This window comes from Microbacterium sp. Ag1 (assembly GCF_001005635.1).
In the GTDB taxonomy this organism is placed as follows: Bacteria; Actinomycetota; Actinomycetes; order Actinomycetales; family Microbacteriaceae; genus Microbacterium; species Microbacterium oxydans.
Window position 1 is genome coordinate 1 of sequence record NZ_LBCR01000014.1, and the last position, 21,236, is coordinate 21,236.

26 protein-coding genes and 1 pseudogene are annotated in these 21,236 nt (G+C 65.3%); 6 read left to right on the forward strand and 21 right to left on the reverse strand.

All coding sequences use genetic code 11. The annotated features are described in order from the left end of the window. From AAY78_RS00470 to AAY78_RS00500, 7 genes and pseudogenes are all read right to left on the reverse strand, one after another. Positions 1-354: pseudogene (locus AAY78_RS00470) on the reverse strand (M23 family metallopeptidase); the annotation flags it as partial. Further along, a complete protein-coding gene (locus tag AAY78_RS00475; protein WP_046746421.1) occupies positions 351-1,793 on the reverse strand; it encodes an ATP/GTP-binding protein in 1,443 nt (480 codons plus the stop codon). The pseudogene AAY78_RS00470 and the gene AAY78_RS00475, both read right to left, overlap by 4 nt. Next, positions 1,790-3,463, reverse strand: coding sequence for a hypothetical protein (locus AAY78_RS00480; protein ID WP_046746422.1), 1,674 nt, complete (start codon positions 3,461-3,463; stop codon positions 1,790-1,792). The genes AAY78_RS00475 and AAY78_RS00480 overlap by 4 nt, the downstream gene beginning before the upstream one ends. Next, entirely contained in the window at positions 3,460-4,713 is a 1,254-nt protein-coding gene (locus AAY78_RS00485; protein ID WP_046746423.1) for a hypothetical protein, read from the reverse strand. Before AAY78_RS00485 ends, AAY78_RS00480 begins: the two co-directional genes overlap by 4 nt. A 1-nt stretch (position 4,714) precedes the next feature. After that, a complete protein-coding gene (locus AAY78_RS00490; RefSeq protein ID WP_231589621.1) occupies positions 4,715-5,389 on the reverse strand; it encodes a hypothetical protein in 675 nt (224 codons plus the stop codon). Then, positions 5,389-5,667, reverse strand: a complete 279-nt coding sequence (locus tag AAY78_RS00495; RefSeq protein ID WP_046746425.1) for a hypothetical protein — start codon at positions 5,665-5,667, stop codon at positions 5,389-5,391. Before AAY78_RS00495 ends, AAY78_RS00490 begins: the two co-directional genes overlap by 1 nt. A 1-nt stretch (position 5,668) precedes the next feature. Next, positions 5,669-6,910 carry a ParA family protein gene (locus AAY78_RS00500; protein WP_046746426.1) on the reverse strand — a complete coding sequence of 414 codons (1,242 nt, stop codon included), beginning with the start codon at positions 6,908-6,910 and terminating at the stop codon, positions 5,669-5,671. Positions 6,911-7,072: 162 nt separating this feature from the next. On the opposite strand from AAY78_RS00500, the gene AAY78_RS00505 reads away from it, so the two are divergent. Then, positions 7,073-7,384: a hypothetical protein gene (locus AAY78_RS00505; protein WP_046746427.1), complete on the forward strand. Its 312-nt coding sequence runs from the start codon at positions 7,073-7,075 to the stop codon at positions 7,382-7,384. 54 nt (positions 7,385-7,438) lie between these two features. Here AAY78_RS00505 and AAY78_RS00510 read toward each other — a convergent pair whose 3' ends face one another. The 11 genes from AAY78_RS00510 to AAY78_RS00560 all read right to left on the reverse strand — a co-directional run bounded on the left by AAY78_RS00510 (position 7,439) and on the right by AAY78_RS00560 (position 15,759). After that, positions 7,439-7,795 carry a single-stranded DNA-binding protein gene (locus AAY78_RS00510; protein WP_046746428.1) on the reverse strand — a complete coding sequence of 119 codons (357 nt, stop codon included), beginning with the start codon at positions 7,793-7,795 and terminating at the stop codon, positions 7,439-7,441. Positions 7,796-7,834: 39 nt separating this feature from the next. Continuing rightward, on the reverse strand, positions 7,835-8,194 hold the full coding sequence (locus tag AAY78_RS00515) for a hypothetical protein (RefSeq protein ID WP_231589622.1): 360 nt from the start codon (positions 8,192-8,194) through the stop codon (positions 7,835-7,837). Next, positions 8,191-9,021, reverse strand: coding sequence for a ParA family protein (locus AAY78_RS00520; protein WP_046746450.1), 831 nt, complete (start codon positions 9,019-9,021; stop codon positions 8,191-8,193). Before AAY78_RS00520 ends, AAY78_RS00515 begins: the two co-directional genes overlap by 4 nt. 132 nt (positions 9,022-9,153) lie before the next feature. After that, complete coding sequence (locus tag AAY78_RS00525; protein WP_197077649.1) at positions 9,154-9,603, reverse strand: antitoxin HicB; 450 nt, start codon at positions 9,601-9,603, stop codon at positions 9,154-9,156. 14 nt (positions 9,604-9,617) lie between these two features. Continuing rightward, positions 9,618-9,827 carry a type II toxin-antitoxin system HicA family toxin gene (locus tag AAY78_RS00530; RefSeq protein ID WP_042540880.1) on the reverse strand — a complete coding sequence of 70 codons (210 nt, stop codon included), beginning with the start codon at positions 9,825-9,827 and terminating at the stop codon, positions 9,618-9,620. Between the two features lie 51 nt (positions 9,828-9,878). Beyond that, positions 9,879-10,508 carry a hypothetical protein gene (locus AAY78_RS00535; RefSeq protein WP_046746430.1) on the reverse strand — a complete coding sequence of 210 codons (630 nt, stop codon included), beginning with the start codon at positions 10,506-10,508 and terminating at the stop codon, positions 9,879-9,881. Continuing rightward, a complete protein-coding gene (locus tag AAY78_RS00540) occupies positions 10,505-10,780 on the reverse strand; it encodes a glutaredoxin domain-containing protein (protein WP_046746431.1) in 276 nt (91 codons plus the stop codon). The genes AAY78_RS00535 and AAY78_RS00540 overlap by 4 nt, the downstream gene beginning before the upstream one ends. A 357-nt stretch (positions 10,781-11,137) precedes the next feature. After that, the gene (locus AAY78_RS00545) at positions 11,138-13,066 is read right to left on the reverse strand and encodes a hypothetical protein (protein WP_156172575.1); all 1,929 of its coding nucleotides are present in this window, start codon (positions 13,064-13,066) and stop codon (positions 11,138-11,140) included. Further along, positions 13,066-13,821 carry a hypothetical protein gene (locus tag AAY78_RS00550; RefSeq protein WP_046746432.1) on the reverse strand — a complete coding sequence of 252 codons (756 nt, stop codon included), beginning with the start codon at positions 13,819-13,821 and terminating at the stop codon, positions 13,066-13,068. Before AAY78_RS00550 ends, AAY78_RS00545 begins: the two co-directional genes overlap by 1 nt. 359 nt (positions 13,822-14,180) lie before the next feature. Further along, positions 14,181-15,179, reverse strand: coding sequence for a hypothetical protein (locus AAY78_RS19095; RefSeq protein ID WP_156172576.1), 999 nt, complete (start codon positions 15,177-15,179; stop codon positions 14,181-14,183). Between the two features lie 340 nt (positions 15,180-15,519). After that, complete coding sequence (locus AAY78_RS00560; RefSeq protein WP_046746433.1) at positions 15,520-15,759, reverse strand: hypothetical protein; 240 nt, start codon at positions 15,757-15,759, stop codon at positions 15,520-15,522. A 277-nt stretch (positions 15,760-16,036) separates the two neighbouring features. Here AAY78_RS00560 and AAY78_RS00565 point away from each other — a divergent pair, with 277 nt between their 5' ends. After that, positions 16,037-16,330 carry a glutaredoxin domain-containing protein gene (locus tag AAY78_RS00565; protein ID WP_082108519.1) on the forward strand — a complete coding sequence of 98 codons (294 nt, stop codon included), beginning with the start codon at positions 16,037-16,039 and terminating at the stop codon, positions 16,328-16,330. Here AAY78_RS00565 and AAY78_RS00570 read toward each other — a convergent pair. Continuing rightward, entirely contained in the window at positions 16,327-16,647 is a 321-nt protein-coding gene (locus AAY78_RS00570) for a hypothetical protein (RefSeq protein WP_046746434.1), read from the reverse strand. The genes AAY78_RS00565 and AAY78_RS00570 overlap by 4 nt on opposite strands. A 262-nt stretch (positions 16,648-16,909) precedes the next feature. Here AAY78_RS00570 and AAY78_RS19370 point away from each other — a divergent pair, with 262 nt between their 5' ends. Next, positions 16,910-17,221, forward strand: a complete 312-nt coding sequence (locus AAY78_RS19370) for a hypothetical protein (protein ID WP_197077650.1) — start codon at positions 16,910-16,912, stop codon at positions 17,219-17,221. 38 nt (positions 17,222-17,259) lie between these two features. On the opposite strand, the gene AAY78_RS19375 is transcribed toward AAY78_RS19370, so the two are convergent. Next, positions 17,260-17,655, reverse strand: a complete 396-nt coding sequence (locus tag AAY78_RS19375) for a GyrI-like domain-containing protein (RefSeq protein WP_156172580.1) — start codon at positions 17,653-17,655, stop codon at positions 17,260-17,262. Positions 17,656-17,992: 337 nt separating this feature from the next. On the opposite strand from AAY78_RS19375, the gene AAY78_RS00575 reads away from it, so the two are divergent. From AAY78_RS00575 to AAY78_RS00585, 3 genes are all read left to right on the forward strand, one after another. Beyond that, complete coding sequence (locus AAY78_RS00575; protein WP_052748582.1) at positions 17,993-18,538, forward strand: pyridoxamine 5'-phosphate oxidase family protein; 546 nt, start codon at positions 17,993-17,995, stop codon at positions 18,536-18,538. Positions 18,539-18,928: 390 nt separating this feature from the next. Further along, positions 18,929-19,132, forward strand: a complete 204-nt coding sequence (locus AAY78_RS00580; protein ID WP_046746435.1) for a hypothetical protein — start codon at positions 18,929-18,931, stop codon at positions 19,130-19,132. A 213-nt stretch (positions 19,133-19,345) separates the two neighbouring features. Further along, complete coding sequence (locus tag AAY78_RS00585; protein WP_045264176.1) at positions 19,346-20,062, forward strand: TetR/AcrR family transcriptional regulator C-terminal domain-containing protein; 717 nt, start codon at positions 19,346-19,348, stop codon at positions 20,060-20,062. A 33-nt stretch (positions 20,063-20,095) separates the two neighbouring features. On the opposite strand, the gene AAY78_RS00590 is transcribed toward AAY78_RS00585, so the two are convergent. Next, positions 20,096-21,190 (reverse strand): YihY/virulence factor BrkB family protein, encoded by a 1,095-nt coding sequence (locus AAY78_RS00590; RefSeq protein ID WP_046746436.1) that lies wholly within the window; start codon positions 21,188-21,190, stop codon positions 20,096-20,098. Positions 21,191-21,236 lie beyond the last annotated feature (46 nt).

Sequence of the window (21,236 nt, forward strand, 5' to 3'; positions counted from 1 at the left end):
CCACTCCTGCTGCTGGAACAGGCCGACTGACGACGTGGGCGAGCCGTCCGGGTTCAGGACGCCGCCCGTCTCATAGTCGCCATAGCCGATGTTGTTGAGCGACGCCTCACCCATAGCGGTCATCACACCGATGATCTGCGCATCCTTGCCGAGCTGGAGCTGCGTTGCAGCATCCATGATGAGGCCAGCATTCACGAGCTGGTCACCCTTCCAACCCTCAATACCCTCTGGCGGGAGCTGCGACGGGTCCACGACGCACGCGGATGCGTCGGCGCGCTGCACGGATGCGAGCACGAACGTCGTGCCGAACGCGAGCAGTACGATCGCGGCGATAACTCCCGCCAGGGTCTTCATGCGTCGTCCTGGCGCCCGTCGCCTCGCATGCCCTCGTCCGTGTCGGTCAGACCGACCTCGATCGACGATCGCACGTGCTCCACGTGCGTCTCGGGGACGGCGCCGTACTTGAAGATGTACTGGCCAGGGGCGAGAGTCTGCAACGTCTCAGCCGTGCTGGGGTCGAAGCCGAAAGTGCGCACGGCCCAGTCGGCATCCTCCTTCCGATCCTGTCGGAAAACGTAGATGCTCTGAGCCTCGCTGATGACAGTGCGGCCGGGTGAGTCGAGAGGGATATCGAGTCCCTTGTGGAACACGAACACGTTGTTCAGCCCGAGCCCACGGCTGAGCTTCTGATTGGACTTCAACAGGTGCGCGGCCGGTCCCTCCACCATGTCCCAGCCTTCCTCATTGATGCAGGTCGTCTGCCAGCCGGGATCGGTGCGGAGGCGCCCGAGCATCCACTGGTTACCGATCGCGCGTACGACGTGCGACGACGGCCCCTCGTTGGGGAGCTGCGAGATATCGAAGCTGGTCAGCTTGCCGGTGAGGTCGACGCCCTTGCTCGTCTCACCGTCGAGCAGTCCGCCGTACTCGTCGAGCAGCCCTTCCAGGGTGAAGCGGATGCCGAGGCCGGCTTGGTGCAGCCGGTCGAGCGCATGGGGGGTCATGTCGCTCTCGTCGGTCACTGAGCCGAGCAGCGGGAGGATGTCGGCCAGGGTCGGCTCGCGGCCGTCGTCGTGGACGGCCAGAGTCTTTTTCAGCGCCGAGCGGGCCGCCTTTTCTTCCCATTCGTCGAGCTGGGCGCCGTCACGCGCGATGCGCACGATTGCGTGCAGCAGCCGGTAGGTGCCGGCAGAGCCGATCTGATTCACGATGAGGGGATCGAGCAGATTCAGACGGGAGCCTGAGCCGTCCGTGGTGAACCGGATCGGCTCGCCCTGGCCCCACTTGCGCACCAGCTCGGCATACTCGCCTTCGCCGGCGCGGTTCTTCTTGTCGAAGATGACGGCGCGGCGGTACCGGATCACGAGTGGGCGAATGACGTAGACCGTCTTGACGAAGCTCGACTTTCCGCCACCGACGCCTCCGCACACAATCGAGTTCGGGCTGGAAATCAGCCGAGGCGTCGAGTTGTAGGCCGTCACGGGGTCGTGCGTGATGATCGTGTGCGACAGCATGTCACGGCCGTTGGCGACGCCCTGTGTGCCGGTAACCGGGCCGATCAGTGCGGTGTTCAGGACGGATGCCTGTCGGGTCGTCGACGGCGCTCCTTCCAGCGCGGGCGCGTAGTACCCACGGGCCGCCTTGCGGGCTTTCACGCGCCGCGTGGGACCGGGCAGCTCGTACGGCGAAACTTCGCCGTGTGCCGTGTCGACCGGCTCGGCCGTCGCGACGTCGACGGGCTCGGCTGCCTTCCGGTCGCGGCGGGAACGTCGTGGTGCCGTGGTGTCGCTCATGCGATCGCCTCCTTGTCTCCGCCGCCGGCAATGAGTCGCATTGTCTTGGCGCCGAACGTGGGAACGTGCGGGCGGATGCCGCGCCCGATCGGCCAGGTGGTTCCGCTCGCGGCCGGCTGGTACGAGTCGAGCCATTCGAGCTTGTGGATGCCGACGCCGTTTGCGCACAGCTCGGCCAGCTCTCGGCTGCCGGCTGCGAGCAGCTCGCGGCTCTCGGCCGTGATGGTCACGAAACCGACCCAGTTTGTGCCGTGGTGGCCGCTTCCTTCGGCAAGATCGTTACGACGTCGACGAGCTGCGTCGACCTTCACGCTTCCTTCGTCCAACGGGATCTTTCCGCCGGACGTTTCCGCGTGCTCGGTGGCGAGGTCGGACACCAGGTCACGGCGTGCGGCGTGGCGCGCTTCGGTGCTGGGGATCAGCTCGATATCGAAAGCGACGGTGCGAATCACGTCTAGCTCGCGGCCGACGAGAAGGTCGAGCAGCCAGAGAGGCCGGCGCTGGGCGACGGCCAGATTCTCGGCGCGGATCGCCGCGGTGCGGTGCCACCACTCGACGGGCTCGCCCGTCTCCGGGTCGGTGCCGTGCACGACGTGCGCTGAATACTCGCCGCCGGGGGTCCGCTCCCCGATGTCAGCGGGATTGAGGTCACGCACCAGGTCGAGCGGCCGGCTCGGATTCTGCATGTGGCGGATCACCGCGACCGTTCCGCGGGCCGTCAGGGGCTCAGCCCACGACTGGCGGCTGTCCAGCAGACCGCGACGGAACGACTCGATTTCGGCGGCCATGAGGCGCCGCCACCCGTCGCGCCCAGTGCCGTACTTCTTCGCTTGTTCGAGGAATCGGGGCGTGAGGGGCCAACGGCCTACAGCGTAGTGACGCTGCACCATCGCGCCGCGTGATGATTCGATCAGCACTTCCTCGTAGGACTGCTTCGACCAGTCGGGAGCGGCGGGGTCGATGTTGTTCAGTACCCAGAACTCCTGCAGTGCGGTGTCGGCCGGCAGCACGCGCGTCACGGACTGGACGAAGCGGAGTAGGGACGAGGGTGCCGCCTTGCCGGCGAGGAAAGCCCCGAACGCTTCCGCACCGCGGATGACGTTCTCGGGTGACTCCATGCCGCGGAGCTGGCCGCTGACGGAGAACGCGACGCTCAGATAGGGTTCCTCGCCCGCCGGGCCGTGCCATGCAATACCGGGGACTCCGCGGCCGGATTGCAGCCAGCCCATGCCGTCAGAACCGTCAGGGTTAGCACGCATGACGCGCAGCTCGCGCGCCCACGTCACACGCGCGGCCTGGTCGGCCTTGTCCTTCGACTTCTGGGTCTGAGCGAGCGCCGTCGTCAGCAGCTCCGCGCGCTCGGCGTCGTACGGAATGTACTCGTCGGCGTGCGTCTTCACGGACTGGCGGTGTCGGCGCTGGCGGCGCTGCCGCTCGAGAATGCTGCCGTTGTGGGTGCCGCTGGTCAGGACGACGAGAACGGCGACGCCGCCGAGGCCGAGGCCGATCGCCCACCAGCCGAACGCGGGCGTGAAGATCATCGCTACGCCGATGATCAGGACCGTGCCCCAGCCGCGTGACTTGTTCTTGGTGCCCCAGAATCCGCGGTGGCTGCCTTCGCCTCCGAGGACGAAGACGCCGCGTTCCTGATCGGTCTGTGTGTCGCTCATTGCGGCCGTTCCTTCCCGTGAACCGGTGGCGGGGTGACTGAGGTGTGTGCTGTCTCGCTGGCCTTGCGGGTCGCCTTCACGGCTCCGTCCGCCGCGAGACTCGCCCCGGCAACCACCGGACCGGCGGCCTTGCTCGCGACGCCGGCACCGGCCTTGGTCGCTGTCGCGGTGCCCGCCTTGGTCGCCGTCGCCTTGCCGGCGGTGCCGGCGCTCTCGGCGCCAATCTTGGATGCTGTGGCCCCGCGCGCATTCGCCGCAGTAGCGTTCGATCGAACGGCTTGCTGTCCCCTGGGTCCGTCGCTCCCCCGGTTCGTTACGGTCCGGGTGCGTCCGGGCGACGATGCGCCGATCGGGTTGGTCGCGCTCGAATCCGATGCAGGCTGTCCGGCCAGGTGCTTTTTACCCCAGCCGATGAGAACGAACGGCGCGACTTGGGCGAGGAAGATCGCGATGACGGCGATCAGCAGCCCCACGAGGTTTTTGAAGCCGTCGTTCCCCCACTCCCCAATCGAGTCGATGTTGAGGCGGAACGCAAAGCCCAGCATGAGGAAAAGCAGCGGTTGCACGAACAACATGCCGACCCAGAAGTTCACGGCGCCGAGCCCACCATGCCGGCGGGCGTAATCGACAACCCAGACAACGCCGAGCGGGATCAGGATGCCCGAGAAGTACTGCACCACGAGCTGAAAGACGAAGATCAGAGGGATGATGAGCAGCCCGATTGCCATAGCCCAGATGACGAGGGAGCCGATGTAGGCGCCGCCAGCAATAGTGCTGGGATCCTCGACCGCTTTCGCTCCGAACTCCGTGACCATTTCATCGACGGTGCCTTGGTAGGTCCACATGATGAGGCTCCGCGTGAGGAGCTTGATGAACTCGATAAGCAGCATGCCAAACGCGGGCCCGAAGCTGATTCCGATGAGGAATCCGGGGAAGTACAGCGCGATCGAGTCGAACAGGTCTTGCCCGCTCATCTTGCCGCGGGCGGTCCGAACGAACTGCATGATGAGCAGCACCACGGCGAGCATGATGCTCAGGGCGAAGGACACCGCGTAGGAGCTGAGGAACGACGGCAGCGACAGATCGGGCAGCGTCGACTCGGTGATTGCCGGGATGACGTCTTTGCTGAGCCCTAGGACGGCCTCACGGCCGGCCTTGTACATGTTCCCGAAGGGGTCGGACCAGAAGTTGACGACGTTCCCGATCGTCTCGGGGAGATTGATAATGTCGTCGATCCCCAGCGCGCGCATGTCAGCAGCCTCCGGGGATCGGCACGCCGGTTGTCGGCAGCGAGTCCTTGTCGGTGGCGGTGCCCTCCCCCACGATCACCCAGCCGCGATCCGTCCATTCGACGATGACGGACGGCGTGAGCCGCAGCGTCGGGTCGATCGCGTTGTTGATGACCAGCGGGAGCATCACCGTCAGCTCGACTTGGGAAACCTCTTCGTCGAAGCTCTCGACGCGGTAGTAACCGTTCATCGTCGTGGTGTTGAACTGCGCCGCCTGGAACTCTTCGTACGAGCCGACGTCGGCCGCGAGATCGCCGGCAGTCCACACCACGCCGTCGAGCTGAGCAATCTCGCTAGCCGGTGCGGTGGGCTTCTGCGCCGCCCAGCGCTCGAATGTCAGGACGAAGGACACGGCGCCGTCGACCGAGCGCGGCGCGGCTTTCTGCGCATCGAGCACGGTCTGGGGCGCGCGGGCTGTCCCTGCGAGGCAGCCGTCGACGCCCGCCGCCGCAGGGGGTGCTGTAGTGGCGGGCGTCGACGGGGTTGAGGGGCGCGGCGTCGCGATCGGGTCAGGATCGTTCTGCGCGCCATAGAAAAGACCCAGCCCGACGACAGCCGCGACGACCAGCACCGCGGCGATCAGGACGAACCAGGGCCAGCGGCGGCGGTGCGGAGCAGTGGGCTGGGTGCTCATCATCAGCTAAAGATCGCGATGATTGCGCCGACGATGACGGCCAGCGCCACCAGGCCGCCGAGCGAGACAGCAGACATGAGAACCTGCTTCTTGCCCTCGGCCACGGCCTGGGGGTTCACTTCGCCGTTCTGTCCGACCTTGATCAGTCCCATGATGAGGAACACGATCGAGGCGACGATCGCGAGCGCCCAGATTCCGCCGAGCAGCTTCTGCCAAAGCTCGGTGAACTCAGCGCCGAAGATCGAGAAGTCGGGGATTACCCCGTCAAGTGGGTTTTCCATGTCAGTCTGCCTTTCGGAGTACGTTGTTGAGCTGCGTAACGATCCCGGCGGTGAGCTGGGTGATCGCGGTGGTGGTGGCCGGCGCGAGCTGGCCGTAGGCGAGCGTCGAGCGCTCTGCGATATGCCGGTCGAACGGCACGTGATAGACGGCGCGGATGCCGGCCGTTTCGATCAGCTCGGCGGCGTAGGCGCTGACCTCTGCATCTTCGGGTCGGCCGTCGTGCATGCGCACGACGATTGCATTCCGGGCCAGGTCGGCAGCGTGGCCGCCGAGCTGGTGCAGGTGCCGCAGTAGCTGCATGGCGCCTTGGAGTGCGTCGAGTGCGTCGAGCACGGGGATCACGAGCACGTCGGTCACGTCGAGCGCGCCGTGGAACGCGCTGCTGCTGGGCTGGTTACCCGTGTCCATCACTCGTACCGTGTTGAACTCGTCGACCTTGGCCGCGAGACGTCGCACGTCGTCGGCGGTGAGCGGATCGCGGTCACCCACGGTGCCGATCACTCCGGCGTAGCTCGTCTGCTTCGACACGTACCCGTCCAGGTGGCCGGCTCCGCGGATCTCGTCCATGTCGCGCAGCAGCTCGGCCACGCCGACGCCGGCTCGACCCTCTGCCCTCACGGACAGCGCGCCGGGGTCGTCCGCGACTTCGAGCACGATCGCCCCTCCCCCGCGAATCGTCGCCATGCAGCCGGCGATAGCGAGGGAAAGCGGCGTCTTACCGACGCCGCCTTTCGGGTTCGCGACCAGGATGCCGACACTGCGCAGCCAGCGGGAGAGTCGGATTAGCGATCGGGCGCTGCCAAGCTCGGCGGCCGCCAATTCTTCCGCGCTGGGCCCGATCTTGAAGCCGAGCTGTCGCCAGCGTCGACGCCAGCCGAGCGACGGCGTTTCTGCCGCCTTGTCGCGTCGTGTCACGCGCAGCTCGAAGCTCGGAGTGACCTCCGGCAGCGTCTCTGCTTCGACAGCCTCGACACCCTCGGGAGCCCCGTCAGCGGGCGGCGCCGACTCGGTTGCCGGCCCCTCTCCCCCGCCCTGGAATCGAGCGAGAAGCTGCTCCGATGTCGGAACTTCCGCATTAGTCGCGTTGTCCCCCATTTGGGGGACGACCTGCGGGATGTCCCGCGGCGTCAGTACCTGATTCTCGGCCGGCTCATCGGGGCGAACGTCGTCGGCGTTCTCGATATACCCCTGCGCACGGCTGGCCCCGCGGAATCCAGCGGACTGACCATCATTCGTATTCATTCGCACCCCCTGCGTTTTCGATCATGGTAACCCGTACCTCGGACTACCCGGAAACCGCGTGAACTTGCGCGGCCTGTACACTCAGCCTAACGGATAATCCGTAAGGTTGGAAGGTGGCAGATGAGCACAGGTGATGACAGCGCTCCTGGCAGAATGGAGCGCATGCCCCGTCGCTCCCCGATTCCCGACCTGACGGGGGAAGCACTCAACGCGCATCGAGTCGTGCAGAACGAATCTCGGCTGGCGTGCTTGCGCTTCCTCCTCGGTGTTGAGTCGGCGTCGCGCTCGGAAGTCACGAAAGCGACCGGGCTCGCCGTTACGACGACGATTGACGCTCTGGCCGATCTGGAAGAACGCGGCTACATCGCAGCGAGCGTGACCGGCGATCGTGCCGGCCGGCATCCGCGGTACACGGCTAATCGTGAGCGGGTGACAACAGAGCTGCTGTCGTTCGTGAGCTGGGTGCTCCGGTAGTACGCACACGAAAGGGGGCGAGGCCGTGGCCTCGCCCCCTTTGTGCGCCTGGCGTCAGTCGCTCTTGGCGTTGCGGGTGACAACGGCCGTGGCGTTCACCAGGTCGACGCCCACGTGCGAGGCATCAATGACCCGGCGGTACACGGTGCCCTCGTTGCCGTCGAAGCTCGCGTCACGCTCGGCGCCGACGATCACCACGGCGTCGCCCTTGTGCAGCGTCGCGGCGACGTTCTCGCCCAGCTCGAACTTGGCTTCGACGTCGTGGCGCAGCGGCTTGTGCCCCGGCACCCACTCGTCACCCCGCCTGGTGGCGGTGTTCTCCAAGACCGTCAGCTTGACGATCTGGACGCGCCCCGCTTGCTGAACCTCCGGCTCGTCAGCGAGGTTTCCGGTGATGAATCGAACAGACATGTTCCTCTCTCCTTTCCTCGAGTAATTGACACGTACGTGTCAATCCCCCCAAACGCGGGCGATCGCTTCTTCGACGAGCGCCCTGCGCGTCTTCCCTGTGCGAGCCTTGGCGGCCCTCACGATTGCCTCGGTTGCGGGTGACCAACGGATGCCGCTCTGTACCGTCACGTCCAGCTCGGGGACGACTGAGGCCGGCGGCGTCGGGTTGCTCGGCTGTGCGGCCGCCGCGGGCGCTGTGGCGCCCTTGCCCTCATCGGGCGCCGTGGTGCTCGTCGACGTCGCGGGAGCCGGCGCCGGCTGCTGCGTGGCTGGCTTGTAGTCGATGGGGTCCACCCCGGAATCGGCTGCGGGAACCGGCTTCGTGCGTCCCGGCCGCGCCGGTCGGTCTTGCATACTCATTGGATCGCCTTTCCTACGATCGCGGCGTACGCATCGCGCACGGCCTGGCCTTTGCGGAAGTTCCCGAACCACTCCCCCGCCATGCGGGATTCCGGGACGATCGAGAGGTGCGGCACGATCGGTTCGATGATCGGCGTCAGCTCGCGAATCTGCTCGATCGCGTCTGTCTCGCTGAAGCTCATAAAGCCTGTTCCGTCGCGTGTGACCGCGACGCCCGCTTCCTCGATGCCGGATGCCGCCCCTAGGCGCTCCATGCTGCGCCTGAACGCCTCTACGGTGCGCTGCGCCCCCGTGACCCCATCCACGCCTGAATCGCTCGCTGTGGCCGCGTACAGCACCTTTTCGGCCGCGTGCAGCGCGGAGAGGGTCAGCGGGCCGCCCTGCCGGTTCGCGCAGTCGATCACCACCAGGTCAGCCGCGAGGTCCGTCAGCGAGGCTTTCAGCCGGAGCTCGGCGAAGTCGTCGCGCTCGCTCTCTCGGTTGCTGAGGTCGCGCGCTGCGGGGATGACGCGCAGATTCTCATGCCAGCGGCTCGGCACGGCGAGGTCTTCGGCCCAGCCGATCGGGTCATCCTTGGCGCCCAGGATCGCGCCGACGTGCAGCCCCTCCCCCGTTGGTTCAGCTCGGAGCCACTTCGTCGCGGCCGCTCGGGGATCGAGGTCGATCAACACGACGCGGCGCGGGGCTACGGGGGCAATCGCATGCAGTCCCTTCTCGGGGTCTGCTTCCCTGCCTTCGTGCCCTTCGGCTGCGACCATCGCCACGCTGACAGCGGTGGTCGTCTTCTTGACGCCGCCCGCCTCGCTGTAAACCATCCACGTCTGCATGCCGCTCATTTTATCTACCTGCCTATCTACCTGTCTAGGTATCTTGTTACCTAGGTAGATATATGGATACCTACCTAGCTAGATTTTGTGATGACGTGCCAGCTATCTAGATAGCTGGCTACGCGGTCGAGATTACGAAGCGACCTTCTGGCCGGCGACCTTCTGGCCGGCGACCTTCTGGCCGGCGATCGTCTTGCCGGCTTCGGTGGCCTTCTCGATCTGATAGACGCGCTGCTTGCTGATCCCGAGCACGCGGCCGACGTCGGGGGCGCTGAGCTGCCCGCGGAGTTCGCGCACGACAGACCGGCGACGCTCGGCAGCTCGTGCCTGTGCGATTCGCGCTTCCTGCTCGTCACGCTCGGCGGCCGCCCACTCGCTGAGGGCGTGCTCTGGGCCCTTCACAGTGACGTTGACAGCGACCGTCTCGGGGGAGACGTTGAGCCACATCGCGGCGACGCCCTGAGCCTCGTAGTCGACTTCCGCGAGGTTGCGCGCCTGGCCGCCGGTGCCGAGTTCGGGAATCTCGAACACCCACCAGGTGCCCTCGCGCTCGACGGTGACCTCGAACGTTCGTGCGCTCATCGCGCCCTCCTTCCTCATCGCCACTCTCGCGGCAACTCGACTCCTGCATTCTGGATCTGGCGCAGCACCCCGGGGGAGACCTCGCGGTGTCCGGTCGGGATTGACGCCTTCACAGATTCGTCGGGCAATCCCCAAAGCTCGTGGCTTCCCTGGCCGTCCCGGAGGTAGACCCAGCCGAGCCCTTTCAGGTACTTGAGCACGTCCCGCGTCTTCTGTGCTTTCATAACTCTAATCTAGTCCCCCCTTGCCGTCAATGTCAAGGGGGGACTTGCCTTTCAGTCTTCGGGGGTGAACTCGTCACCGCAGAGGCCGCACACGATGGGACCAGCGTCGAGCACCGCGAGGGATGCCCTGATCTTACGGCCGCAGCCGCACACGGCCGCAGCGCCGTTGTTGTTGCTCTTGCGGCCGCCCTCTGCTCCGTGAAGCTCGGCGCGGCGGTGCGCGGTGATCGCAGCGTCAAGGCTGCTGATCGTGACGGCATAGTGCGCTGCTGCACCCGCGGGGAGTGCGGTAACGCTCCATCCGATCTTCGCGTCATGCTCAATCGCGAGCCCGAAGCTCTCGGCAATCGCTTTGAACTTCTGATTGTGGTAGCGGCCCTGACGGCTCGTGTCCTGGATGCCTCGCGCCTGTGCGGCCGCGTGAGCTGCCTCGTGGAGCAGAGTACCCATGACGTCAGCGCCGCCTCGGGCGAGCCCTTCACCGCCCACGAAAAGCTCGTGCACGGCATCCTCGCCCCGCACCCATCGGTCAGCTGCGAAATGCCCGAGCCTAAGCCCCTTGGCGCTGCTCCCGCTGCCGATGGTCACGACTACCTCGGGCACGTCCTCGTGCGTGGTCTGAATGGCTGCCCAGGCGCCCTCGATCGCTGCCACGAGGGGAGCGGTAACCGTGGCGCTCATCGTGCGGCCGCCTCGTCGAGTGAGCCGATCTTGTCGGGGCGGAATCCCGCCCAGTATCCGACGCGCGGAGCCCACACGATGGGGAACTGCATGAAGCCGAGTTCGCGGAGCATGTCGCGCGTTTCGTCGTCGTCCTGGGGAACCGAGATCGTGCGGTACTTGATGCCCTTAGCGTCGAGCGCCCGGTAGGTCGCGTTGCACTGAACGCATGATTCCTCGGGGCTGAACACGACGACGATCCCGTCTGCCTGTGCCTTCTCTGCCTTGTTCATACCTAAAGTCTAGTCCCCCCTTGCCATGCCTGTCAAGGGGGGACTTGCCTTTTAGTTTGGATTCTCGAACGTAACTGCTGGGGCATCGTCAACGGCGGCAGGGCTGTGGGTTCCCCTTGCTTGCCAGCTCGGGCGGCTGGGTCTGCTGCGCATCTTCGGATCGTGGGGGAGTGGGGGAGCGCGTACGCTGCTCGCGCGGCTGGAATCGCCACGGGCTACGAAACGCTCCCCCCTCTGAAATCCACCCTGTCGTCATCAGCAAAAAAACCGGCGCCGGCTGGGTGGTGACGGTCGGCCCGTCCCCACTGTGTGCAGGTCAGCCCCGCGATAGCTGGGCTGTGCACATTGGGGGCGGGCCTATCCCTGTTTCTCCGTGTCTTCGTCTTCTGACGATTCTTCGAACCGGGGGAGCTTCGTCGCCGGCAGCTCGTCCGCCGGCAGCTCGTCCGCCGGCAGCTCGTCCGCCGGCAGCTCGTCGACCGGGGGCGCGGCCACCAGCACGGCTGGCGCCTTCTTGGGCGGCAGCGCGCGGCCGCTGATGAGGCCACCGCTCTGCACAAGCCAGAACTGGCCTATGCTCGCCTGTCGGACGTCCTGCGGAGGCACGACGTAGGTGTGCTGCGCTCGGGCTGAGCGCAGTTCCTCGCCGGTCGCGGCGCCGGATGCTTCCAGGCGCATGACCGTACCGGCGTAGCTCACAACATCCTCGGGCTTTTTCGAGCGCCCGAAGAGAAGCGCGGCGCCGCTCGACAGTGCGCGCTCACGGCGCGTCTCGTCGTTCGAAATGCCGGCGACGGATTGCACGGCAAGCCAGAGCCCGAGGCCCGCTGAGCGGGCCGTCTCGAACATCGAGCCGGCGGTGTCGCCTGGATCGCTGTCAGCGGTCACGAGCTGCGCGAACTCGTCGACGAAGACGACGCCGGGGCTCTTGTCCCGGCCTCGCAGTCGTGTCGTCATCCACTGTCGAAGGTCGAGCAGCATCAGGTCACCCACGCGGGCTTCCGCCTCGTCGGCGGGGGAGAGGGGCACGATCGTTAGATCGGCGCCGCCGTCCCCGTATGACCAGCCCGACGCCGACAGGTAGGGCTCTAGCGGTTCGAGCGCGGTCAGCAGCGTGTCGCGAATCCGCTCGTTCCGTTTGGTGCCGATCTTGTCGACAGGCGCCATGAGGCTGTTGAGCTGCGTCTGATCCCGCACGTACTCGCGCGGGTTGTCCAGTCGCGTGAACAGGTCACGCATCCCGGTCAGGGGTGCCTTGGATTGGATCGCGCGCAGAGCTTGCTCGGCCTCGCGACGATAGAACGCACCGTCACCCGTGCTCAGCGGAATTGTTCGGAGGATCTTCGTCGTGATCTGCGACGCGGTGCCTGTGTAGAGGTTCCACGGCTCCCCGATCCGCACGGTGTACCCGAGCGCCTGGGCCAGCTCTGCGAGCTGGTCGGCGTCTTCGGGGTCGCCCTTCGCGTCGATGAAGTACACCGGCCAACCGCGCCGGAGCACTTCGGTGATGCCGTGGTACATCAGGACGGTCTTGCCGCTGCCGCTCTCTGCGAGCTGCATGACGCGGATCGCGCCGGCCGCTGCGGGGAGCGTGATGAATCGGCCGGTCTGATCCGTCCAGTCGAGAACTTCGCGCTTATCGATGAACTTCTCTGCGAACGTCGAAACGGTCGCTCTGCTCACCAGGCCGATCGCGCCGGCCGGCGCGTCGATACCGCCGCCCTTTCCGGCAGAAATGGCGCCGGTACGCGGGTCGAGCTGCACGCCGAGCTGGCGGGCACTCATCATGTCGGCCGCGCGCTTCCGCGCGCTCTCGATGTGCTCCTGCGTGAGCACATCGGGGATCATGCGGCGCCGCACCATTTCCGCGATCCGGCGCCGCCGGATCGTCCAGGTGATCGGCAGTAGCAGCACGCCGAGCAACAGATTCACGAGCAGCCAGGGCCAGACGGCGCCGGCCAGCTCTGCGATCCAGTCGGGGCGCTGTGTGAACGCCTTCGCGTCGCCTGACGCGATCCAGCGGGTGACGATGACCGCCTCGACGGTGACCACCGCGGCGACGATCGCCACGGTGACGACGTTGACGAGGGCATGCCACCGGTATGTCATCCAGAAAGCGTGCCGCTTGGCGATTCGGTTGCCGGTGGTCGTCGCCACGATGTACGGAACCGCGAGCGGGAGAAGCACGAGCCCGATCGTCAGAAAGAACACCAGCTTGACGAGGCTCATCAGAATCTCGGTGGTCGTGTCGGTCTTGGCCGGCGGCTGTTGCTGTTGCTGAGACATCAGTCTCTCCCTCCCCACATCGGCAGTTCCGGCGCTGCCGGAGCCGCCTCGAGTTCTGGCGCCGGCTCTGCCGGTGCCGGTGCCGGTGCCGGTGCCGGGGGAGCGTCCCCCGGCCAGAGTGCATCGAGCGGCGCGACGATGTGGCCGCGCTCGTCGAGCGCTTCCAGCGTGACGATCCGATCGCGGAGCGATGGATGCACCCACTTATTCGCTTCTCGGTCGACGGCGCGCATTGCGCCGGCCGTTCCGATGTACACCACCCGCTCGACGCCTTCGGTCAGGCGCCGGGTGTGGTCGGTGAAAATGCCGCGGTAGCGATGGAGCGTTTTCGCGGTCAGCTCGACCTCGACCAGCTCGACGCTGGCGGCGCGTTCCGCGACTCCATCGGCAGCGTGTTCTTGCTTCGTCGCGGGTTGCCGATCGCGCCGCCAGCTATAGCCGGCGGCGAGGAATCGGGAGCTGATCGAAGACACCGCGACCTCGTGTCGCGTGGTCGCTCGATACAGGTTCGGGGCGGCCCGATTGCTGAGCAATCGGCTCAGCCAAATCACCGTTCCATCCCGAAACACTGGCCGCGCTTTCTCGACCAGTTCGGCCTCGACCGCGCGCGCGATCCACTGCTGCGCTCGCCTCGTCGACACGGGCTCGTCGCGGCCGTCGAGGGCGGCGAGAACCCACCTGACCGCCTCCGTGTCTGCGAGCTTCACCACTCGCAGCCATTCGAAAATTCGTTCGTCACGCGCTGTGATCTGCACGTCTTACCCTCCAAGTCGCGGTGTGGCGCTCCCGCACCACAACTGATTGTCGATCTGCGTGTGGTGATCATCGAAGGATCGCACGCAGTGCGAAAGAACCCACCTCGACAACATCAGTGACACCCCTCCAAGTGACCGCTCCTCAGTCCGTCTACCCAACTCATCCGGGCCTCTGAAAACCAACCACCTCACCAACTGTCCCCCTCTTTTTTCTTCTCTCTCTACTATCTCTATCTCTCTCTTTGTCCTTCTCCTGCCTACCCCCCATTTACTTGCCAACCTCCATTACTCATAAGGTACGCAGGAGAAGGACAAACGGAGCGGAACGCTTCGTTTACCTATTCGCTCTCGGTGAAGAATCAAACGAAGGGGCGGCGCACCTTCGGCCGCCTCGGGAACTGCTCATGCATGGCGGCGATAGCCGCCTGAATCTCGTCCTGCTGCTCGACCAACCGGGCGCGTAGCTCGTCGTCTGCTGCTCGTCGAGCTAAGGCCTCGGCGGCACGTTCGTCCCTCTCGATCTCTGCCTGCTTCTGCGGCGCCAGATCGGTCTTACCGATCGCCCGCTGAATCAGCCAGAAGAACCATGCGAGCGAGTCGCGCACCTGGTCGGGTTCGGGCTCAGCGATCCTCGATTCGATGCGGAACGCGGACACCCGATCGAGGATGCGCTGAGCAGTCCAGCCCCGCTCGACGAGCTTGTGTCGCTCGATCGCTTCGCACACATGTCCGATGTGCCGGCCGCCGGTCCATACGACCTCGACGCCTCGACCGGGCACCTCGACGACTGTCCGATGTGGCTGCTTGGTCGAAGTCCAGAGCAGCCGGGGGAGTGCGTTCACGAGCTGGCCGGCGAGCCGTGCAACCTCGGGTCGGGGGGCTCGCTGGGAGCTGCCGTTTCTGACCCTTTCATTCAAAGCCGGACGGGGCGAAGCCCCGGCCTTCCGAGCGCGGAACGCGCTTGGTGAGTTCTTTGAAACGGGAGTGGATTTGTTAACTCTCGGAGAGAGGGGAAGGGGGGTGCCGTACACATTCGAAGGGATCGTGAGAGCCCTCGTCGACGCCACCGATCGCTGCTGCTCGGCGCCCAGGTCGCGTGCTTCTGCGAGCTGATCCAGGCGCAGCCAATTGGCCCCGCGGGCGACCTCCACGACGAGCCCCAGACGTGACAGGAACCGCATGATGCGCTTCACTGTGGCCTCGGCATAGACGATCGATTCCGCGACCGTGGCGTGGCTCACAGCGACGTTTCGACCCGTGCGGAAGTCTGCGGCGGCCGCCCAGACCTTGCACGCTCGGAGGATCGTTTCAGGGCTCGCGCAGCGCAGCCGGCGGCGCAGCGCCTCGACCTCGGGCACGCTCAGCGCGACCTCGACGGCGTGGAGCCAGTCGGCCGGCCGGCATGGCCGGATGCTCTCGTAGACGCCCTGAGCGGGCTTCAAGACGAGACTGCGGCCGCGCGGTCGACGGCTGCCAGGCTGAGCCGGTGGCCGTTCGACGGACGACGACACGCGCGGCACGGCGCCGTGGTTATAGATATGCGCGGGGGACTGCTGTACTCTATGCATACGTGCTCCTGTGGGCACAACGAAGCCCCGGTACCCACCGGTTCTTCGGAACTCGATCCGTACTAGTCGCCAAACTCAGCGGATCGAAAGACTTGGGAGAAGCCCGCCGCACTCGCGGCGGGCTCTTTCGTTAAGCGACGTTGATAGGCAGCTCCCCGTCGTGAGGCTCGGGCTGCGGCAGCCAGGACGGCACGCCGCGGTCGGTAAGCTCGGTTTCCAGGTGGTCGACGAGTGCTTCGAAGAAGCCGGCGCCAGAAAGCCCGGACTGCTTGGCGATCACCGCGAAGCGATCCTTCTTCTCTTCCTCGACCACGAGGGACAGCCGCGCGGACGCGGTGCGCGTGCCCCTGGGAATCTGTCTCCGAGTCATAGCCGAAAGCGTATTGGTGTTAACACCGCGTCGCTACGGTGACACGCCGAATTGGTGTTAACACCACGAGAGTTTCGCGCGAGCTGGTACTGCCGTTTCCTCGTTCCGCTGGTTCGGGTTGCACTCCGCTGCGAACCGCGTCAAGGGCGCTACGCGATTCCTCCGGAATCCGGCCAAGGCCGGCCCTGGACTCGGCTCTCCGCTGCGTGCAGGGCGGCGGTTACGAGCCGATGCCGGCGCATCGGCTCAGGGCCGACGACACGAGAGGGTGAGGACGATGGGCGCACAGGTGACGGTTTACGGGGCTGAGGGGTGCTGGAAGTGCACGAACACGGCGCGCGCCTTGGAGCTGGCCGGCGTCGTGCACCAGGTCGTCGACGTCGACGCTGCCGGCATGCGTGACGAGCTGCGGGCTCGTGGCATCCGGGAGCTGCCTTACGTGGTCGTCGACGGCGGGGAAAGCTGGACCGGGCTCCGTGTCGACAAGATCGTGGAGCTGCGGCGCCAGGTGCTCGATGCTACAAAAAGTCGTCAGGAATCCCGAGCAGCTTTTTCCGCGGCCGCCGGCTAGCCGTCTCTGCGCGTGACGGCGCTGGCCCACACCCATGTGTGGTGCGGATGCACGCTGTAGTGCGACCGCCAGCGCACGAGCACGGCATCGCGTGTCCAGGCAATCGCTTCCGCCTCGACGAGCTGCGGCTCGGTCCAGAGCACCTGGTGCGGTATCCACGCGGTGACCGGGATGGGTTCGCGGGCGTCCTGCCGCATCCCTGAGCTTTTCAGCTCGGGCTCTGACAGCCCTAAAGGCCGCGTCTGGCGATCGATCTTGTCGCTCGCCCGCGCGATGTCCCCTTCGAGCAATTCGGGGTAGCGCTTGTTCTGGCCCATGCGGATAATGGTAGTTCAGATGTTCGAATCTGACAGATCGAGATTCAGCCGATAATCGTTATTATGTCACAACGCCGTCGCCTAAGCAGGGCACAGAACGCCCCTGCTGGTGACGAGGCAGCGATCCTCGAACATCTCCGCCTCGAGGGGTCGCCAGACGTTCCACCCACGAGCAAGGCGCAGTGAACCGATCGTGCTGCAGCAAGCGGGATGACCACCCGATCTGGTTGGCTCAAGCTTGCACAAGCATTACGGTCATAGGGTGCCAAACGAGAGAATCACCGAGGACATGACCGACGGCATCCTCCGTCGCTTGGGCTACTACGACGACGAAGAAGCGATCCTCGTGGAGAAGCAGCAGAGCGCGATCGCGGCCATCCGTTCAGCTCTCTCTCGCGCATCTAAGAAGGGGACCGGGAAGGCAGCCGGCTACCCGGAATTCATCATCACAGCGCCAAGCGCACCTGACCTCGTTGTCGTCATCGAATGCAAAGCGGAGGTCTCTCGACCCCCTACATCCAGGCCGGCCGTAAACGATCGTTTACGGCGGGGCGAGCATGGATCAAGCTGTTGAGAACAGCCAGGGGGAATGCGGATTCGCCATAGACAGCTTCAGCTGCGACGAACAGGCTGCTGCAACTCCGTCACCCAATCGGATTGGTTCTCCGAGATCGCCCGGACATAGAGTTCCCGACACGGCCCTGAATGGACAAGCCCTCGAGCGAAGATCTCGGCGTGGATCGCTTGCCAGCTTTCGGCGATGCGATCCATGGAACCGAGATGGATGCCGCACACGGCTGCTTCGGATGCGGGCAGGTCCACGGCTTTGAAGCCATCGCGTGCGGGTCCGTTGTAGGCGTAGCCAGCGATGACCTGCAGACCTTCTTCAGCCGTCTCGTACTGGGCGATGGGCGTCGTCAGAGACCCACACTCACCGCCGATGACCCGCCACGCGGCGCTACGCAGCGATACCTGATTCCTGCCTGTGCGAGATCTGCACGATCTCAGTTCGCCGGTCCATCCTCTTGACTGCCGATGTGATGGCCGACCTGCAACGCTCGAGCAAGAGCGCGACCTTCCGCGACCGCGTCCGCCTTCATTGGATGACTGCCCTCGACCTTGGCAAACCCTACGAGCCTGTTATGCCAGGCGCCCTCTCGCTCGTAGGTCTGTACGTCCCCGTTAGACATTTCCTGTCTCCAATCTTCTGCAGGCGAAGTCTTATCCTCAGTCGGAGCACGGGACTACAGCGACCCCCTTGCAATCCTGAGTGGACCTTAGCCGGTGGGACCGTCACGATAAGAGCATCGCCGACTCGGCGCCGCTCCCCTCAGGAAGGTTCGTGATGACTGCAAAAACTGAAAGCCGTGAACACGGCTCTCAACCAGAGGAGCTCGACGAGGCCGAGTGCTGGGAGCTGCTGCGAACCTCGCAGCTCTGCCGAATCGGCTTTGTCGGTGTGGATGGATTCCCCGACATTCGACCGGTGAATCACTTCGCTGTCGACGAGAGCATGTATATCCGGTCAGCGGTGGACTCGAAGTTCCTGGCTGTCACCTCGCAGTCTCGTGTCGCAGTCGAGGTTGACGGAGCGGACGACGCCGACTTCTGGAGCGTCGTGGTTCGTGGCATTGCCGAGCAGGTGACCAGCGAATCTGAGCTTCACCGCGTCGGCGCGCAGCATTTCCAGTCATGGACCGCTACGCCGAAGGTGTTCGTGCTGAAGATCACCCCGAGCGTCGTCACAGGCCGCCGGTTTCCGAAGTTCGCGCCCATCATGTCCCCCGCCTACGCCGTACCGATCACCGACAAGGCGCGAGCGCAGCACCGAGAGAAGCGCGGTGAGCGCTCTGCGCCTATCCCGCATTTCGAACCGCCGACGCCATCGTGACGAAAGGCGGGGCACTTCCCACTGCTCCCCCTCCACTCCACCCCGGACCCGAGACCCGAGACCCGATAATCCACTCCTCATCGAAGAGGGCGAGGCTGGTATGGACCTCACTTCCGGGCACCCGAGGAGGGCTGTGACGGTGGAACGGGGGACCTCCGAGGAGAACTCGTAGATTCGGCGCGCGAGCTCGACACATGCTCTGTGGACATCGTTTCTGACGCGAGAGCTGTCGATCGCTCCGCGATCGGCACCACGGCGATGGCCTGCTCCCGCGGGTCTGATCGCCGCCGAACGCCCGGGCAGAAGTCACTCCCCGCTGTGTGCGACCGGGGTGTTCGCAGGAGGTACTCTAGCCGTCTCCCGAACAGGAAAAAGAGAAAGCAGAGGGCCATGACCAACGACAGCAATGCGTCACGCTTCGAGAACTCCGATACCGATGCTCCGACCAACGATTCCGAGGGAACGGTCAAGCCCGGGGGTCTGGGCGAGGACAACACCATCCCCGCGAACCCCGACGGGGTAGCCGCAGGCCTGTCCGACTCGCCTTCGCACTTCAACCCAGAAGAAGACGAAGCCGCCAACGGAGAAAACTGACCTGCAGGCTCTCGCGTCCGGCCAAACACTCTTCGATCCGCGAAGCGAGCTCTGCGCGTCTCATGATCGGGATCGCTCGGTGGGTACAGGACCGCACCGAGGGCAGGTAACCCTGCTTACGTTGTAAGCAGGGTTACCGTGGCATATATCGGTCGGTCCGATCTGCACCCGCAGGGGCGGTGCGTTCCGGACCGTTGGGAGGGATGACGCGTCATGTCGAGAGGATCTAGCCGGGAGCCCCGAGGGTCAGCGGCCGGGCGCCTAAGTCGCGAACTCATCATCGAGACCGCCCTAGGCCAGATCGATCGCGCCGGGGCACAGGGCCTCTCTATGCGCTCCCTTGCTCAGGAACTGGGTGTGGAAGCGATGTCTCTTTACCGCTACGTGCACGGGCGTGAGGATCTGCTCGAGGGTGTGATCGCTCTGCTCCTCGGACAATTGACATCGAACCTGGACGACGAGTTGGCGGAGCACTGGCAGGGCTTCCTGCAGGATGTCGCCCATAAGGTACGTCAGATCGCGATCGATCATCCTCAGGCATTTCCGTTAGTGGCCACCCGGCATCCCGCGGCGCCCTGGCTACGACCCCCGCTACGCAGCGTCGAGGTCGTGAACACGTTCCTCAGCACACTGCTGGGGCACGGGTTTACGGACGCGCAAGCGGTCGATGCGTATCGGTCCTTCAGCAGCTTCCTGCTCGGTCAACTCTTGCTGGAATCCGCGGTTCGGGGAGCTGAGACCGGCCCGGTGGAAGAACCGCTCGACGAAGGAAACGCGGATATACCCGAGCGTGACGGGAGCATCGGCTTGGATGACGCTCCGGAGGTCCGTCGGCTACGGGCTCTTCTGAGCGAGGACCATTCTGACGAAGAATTCGAAGTATCGCTGGAAGTACTCCTCGACCGTTTCGCCGGGGAGCTGTCCCAGTAGCTGCGGCGTGAGCGCCCCGAGCGAGGCCGTCCGTCAGTGTTCTCTGGCAGGACCGGGGGTGGTCGCGTCCTTGGCTGTGTCGTCGGGGTCGGCATTCTGTCGGATCTCTCGGCCCTTCTCGATGTCCTGCCGCTCCTTCTCGGCGGCCTTGTCGCTCTTGCGGGTGTCGCGCGGAGGTAGCTGGATGTCCTCCTCGGCGGCGATGCCCGCCTGCAGCTGGCGACCTCGCTCGAGCTCAGCATCGAATTCCGCGCCGAACAGCAGCGCGAGGTTCGCGATCCACAGCCAGAGCAAGAAGATGATGATCCCCGCAAGGGATCCATAGGTGCGGTCGTAGTTCGAGAAGTTTCCGACGTAGAACCCGAAGGCTGCGGTGGCGAGAGCGAGCACGATGATTGCCAGCAGGGCGCCCATGCTGATCCACCGGAATTTCGGTTGCTTCGCGTTTGGGGTGGCGTAGTAGAGGATCGCGACGACCAACACCACGATGAACACCAGCAACGGCCACTTGGCGATGGACCAGATCGTCTGGGGTACGTCGCCGATGCCGAGTGCGTCGCCGATCGCCTTGGTGACCGAGCCGGAGACGACAAGAATGATCGCGGCGATGACGAGCAGCACGATGGTGATGACGGTGACCAGCAGCTGGGCGGGCTTCAGCTTCCAGAACGGCCGGCCCTCTTCGATCTCGTAGATCCGGTTCATCGCACGGCTGAACGCTCCCACGTACCCGGATGCTGACCAGATCGCCAGCAGGATGCCGGTGATGAGGGCGAACCCGGCACCCGGGGACTCGGCGATCTGCTCGATCGGTCCGCGGATCGTGTCGACCGTGTCGCCGGGAGCGACCTGCTCGATGATTCCCAGCACCGCGTCGCTGGCGGCTTTCCCCTGCCCGACGACACCCAGCAGCGAGAAGATTGCAATCAGGCCCGGGAAGAGCGACAGCACAGCGTAGTACGTCAGCGACGCAGCGATGTCGGTGCACTGGTCCGAGGAAAACTCGCGAATAGTCTTCCGCAGTACGTATTTCCAGGACCTCTTGTGCAGGTCGTCCGGGGAATCCGGCTTGCCTGATGCTTCGGGGTCTGGGGCGTTGCGCGGGGTGGCGGGGGCTGTGCTGGTCATCGCAGGTTCCTTCGTGACGGGGCGGGCCCGTCGTGTGACGGGCCCG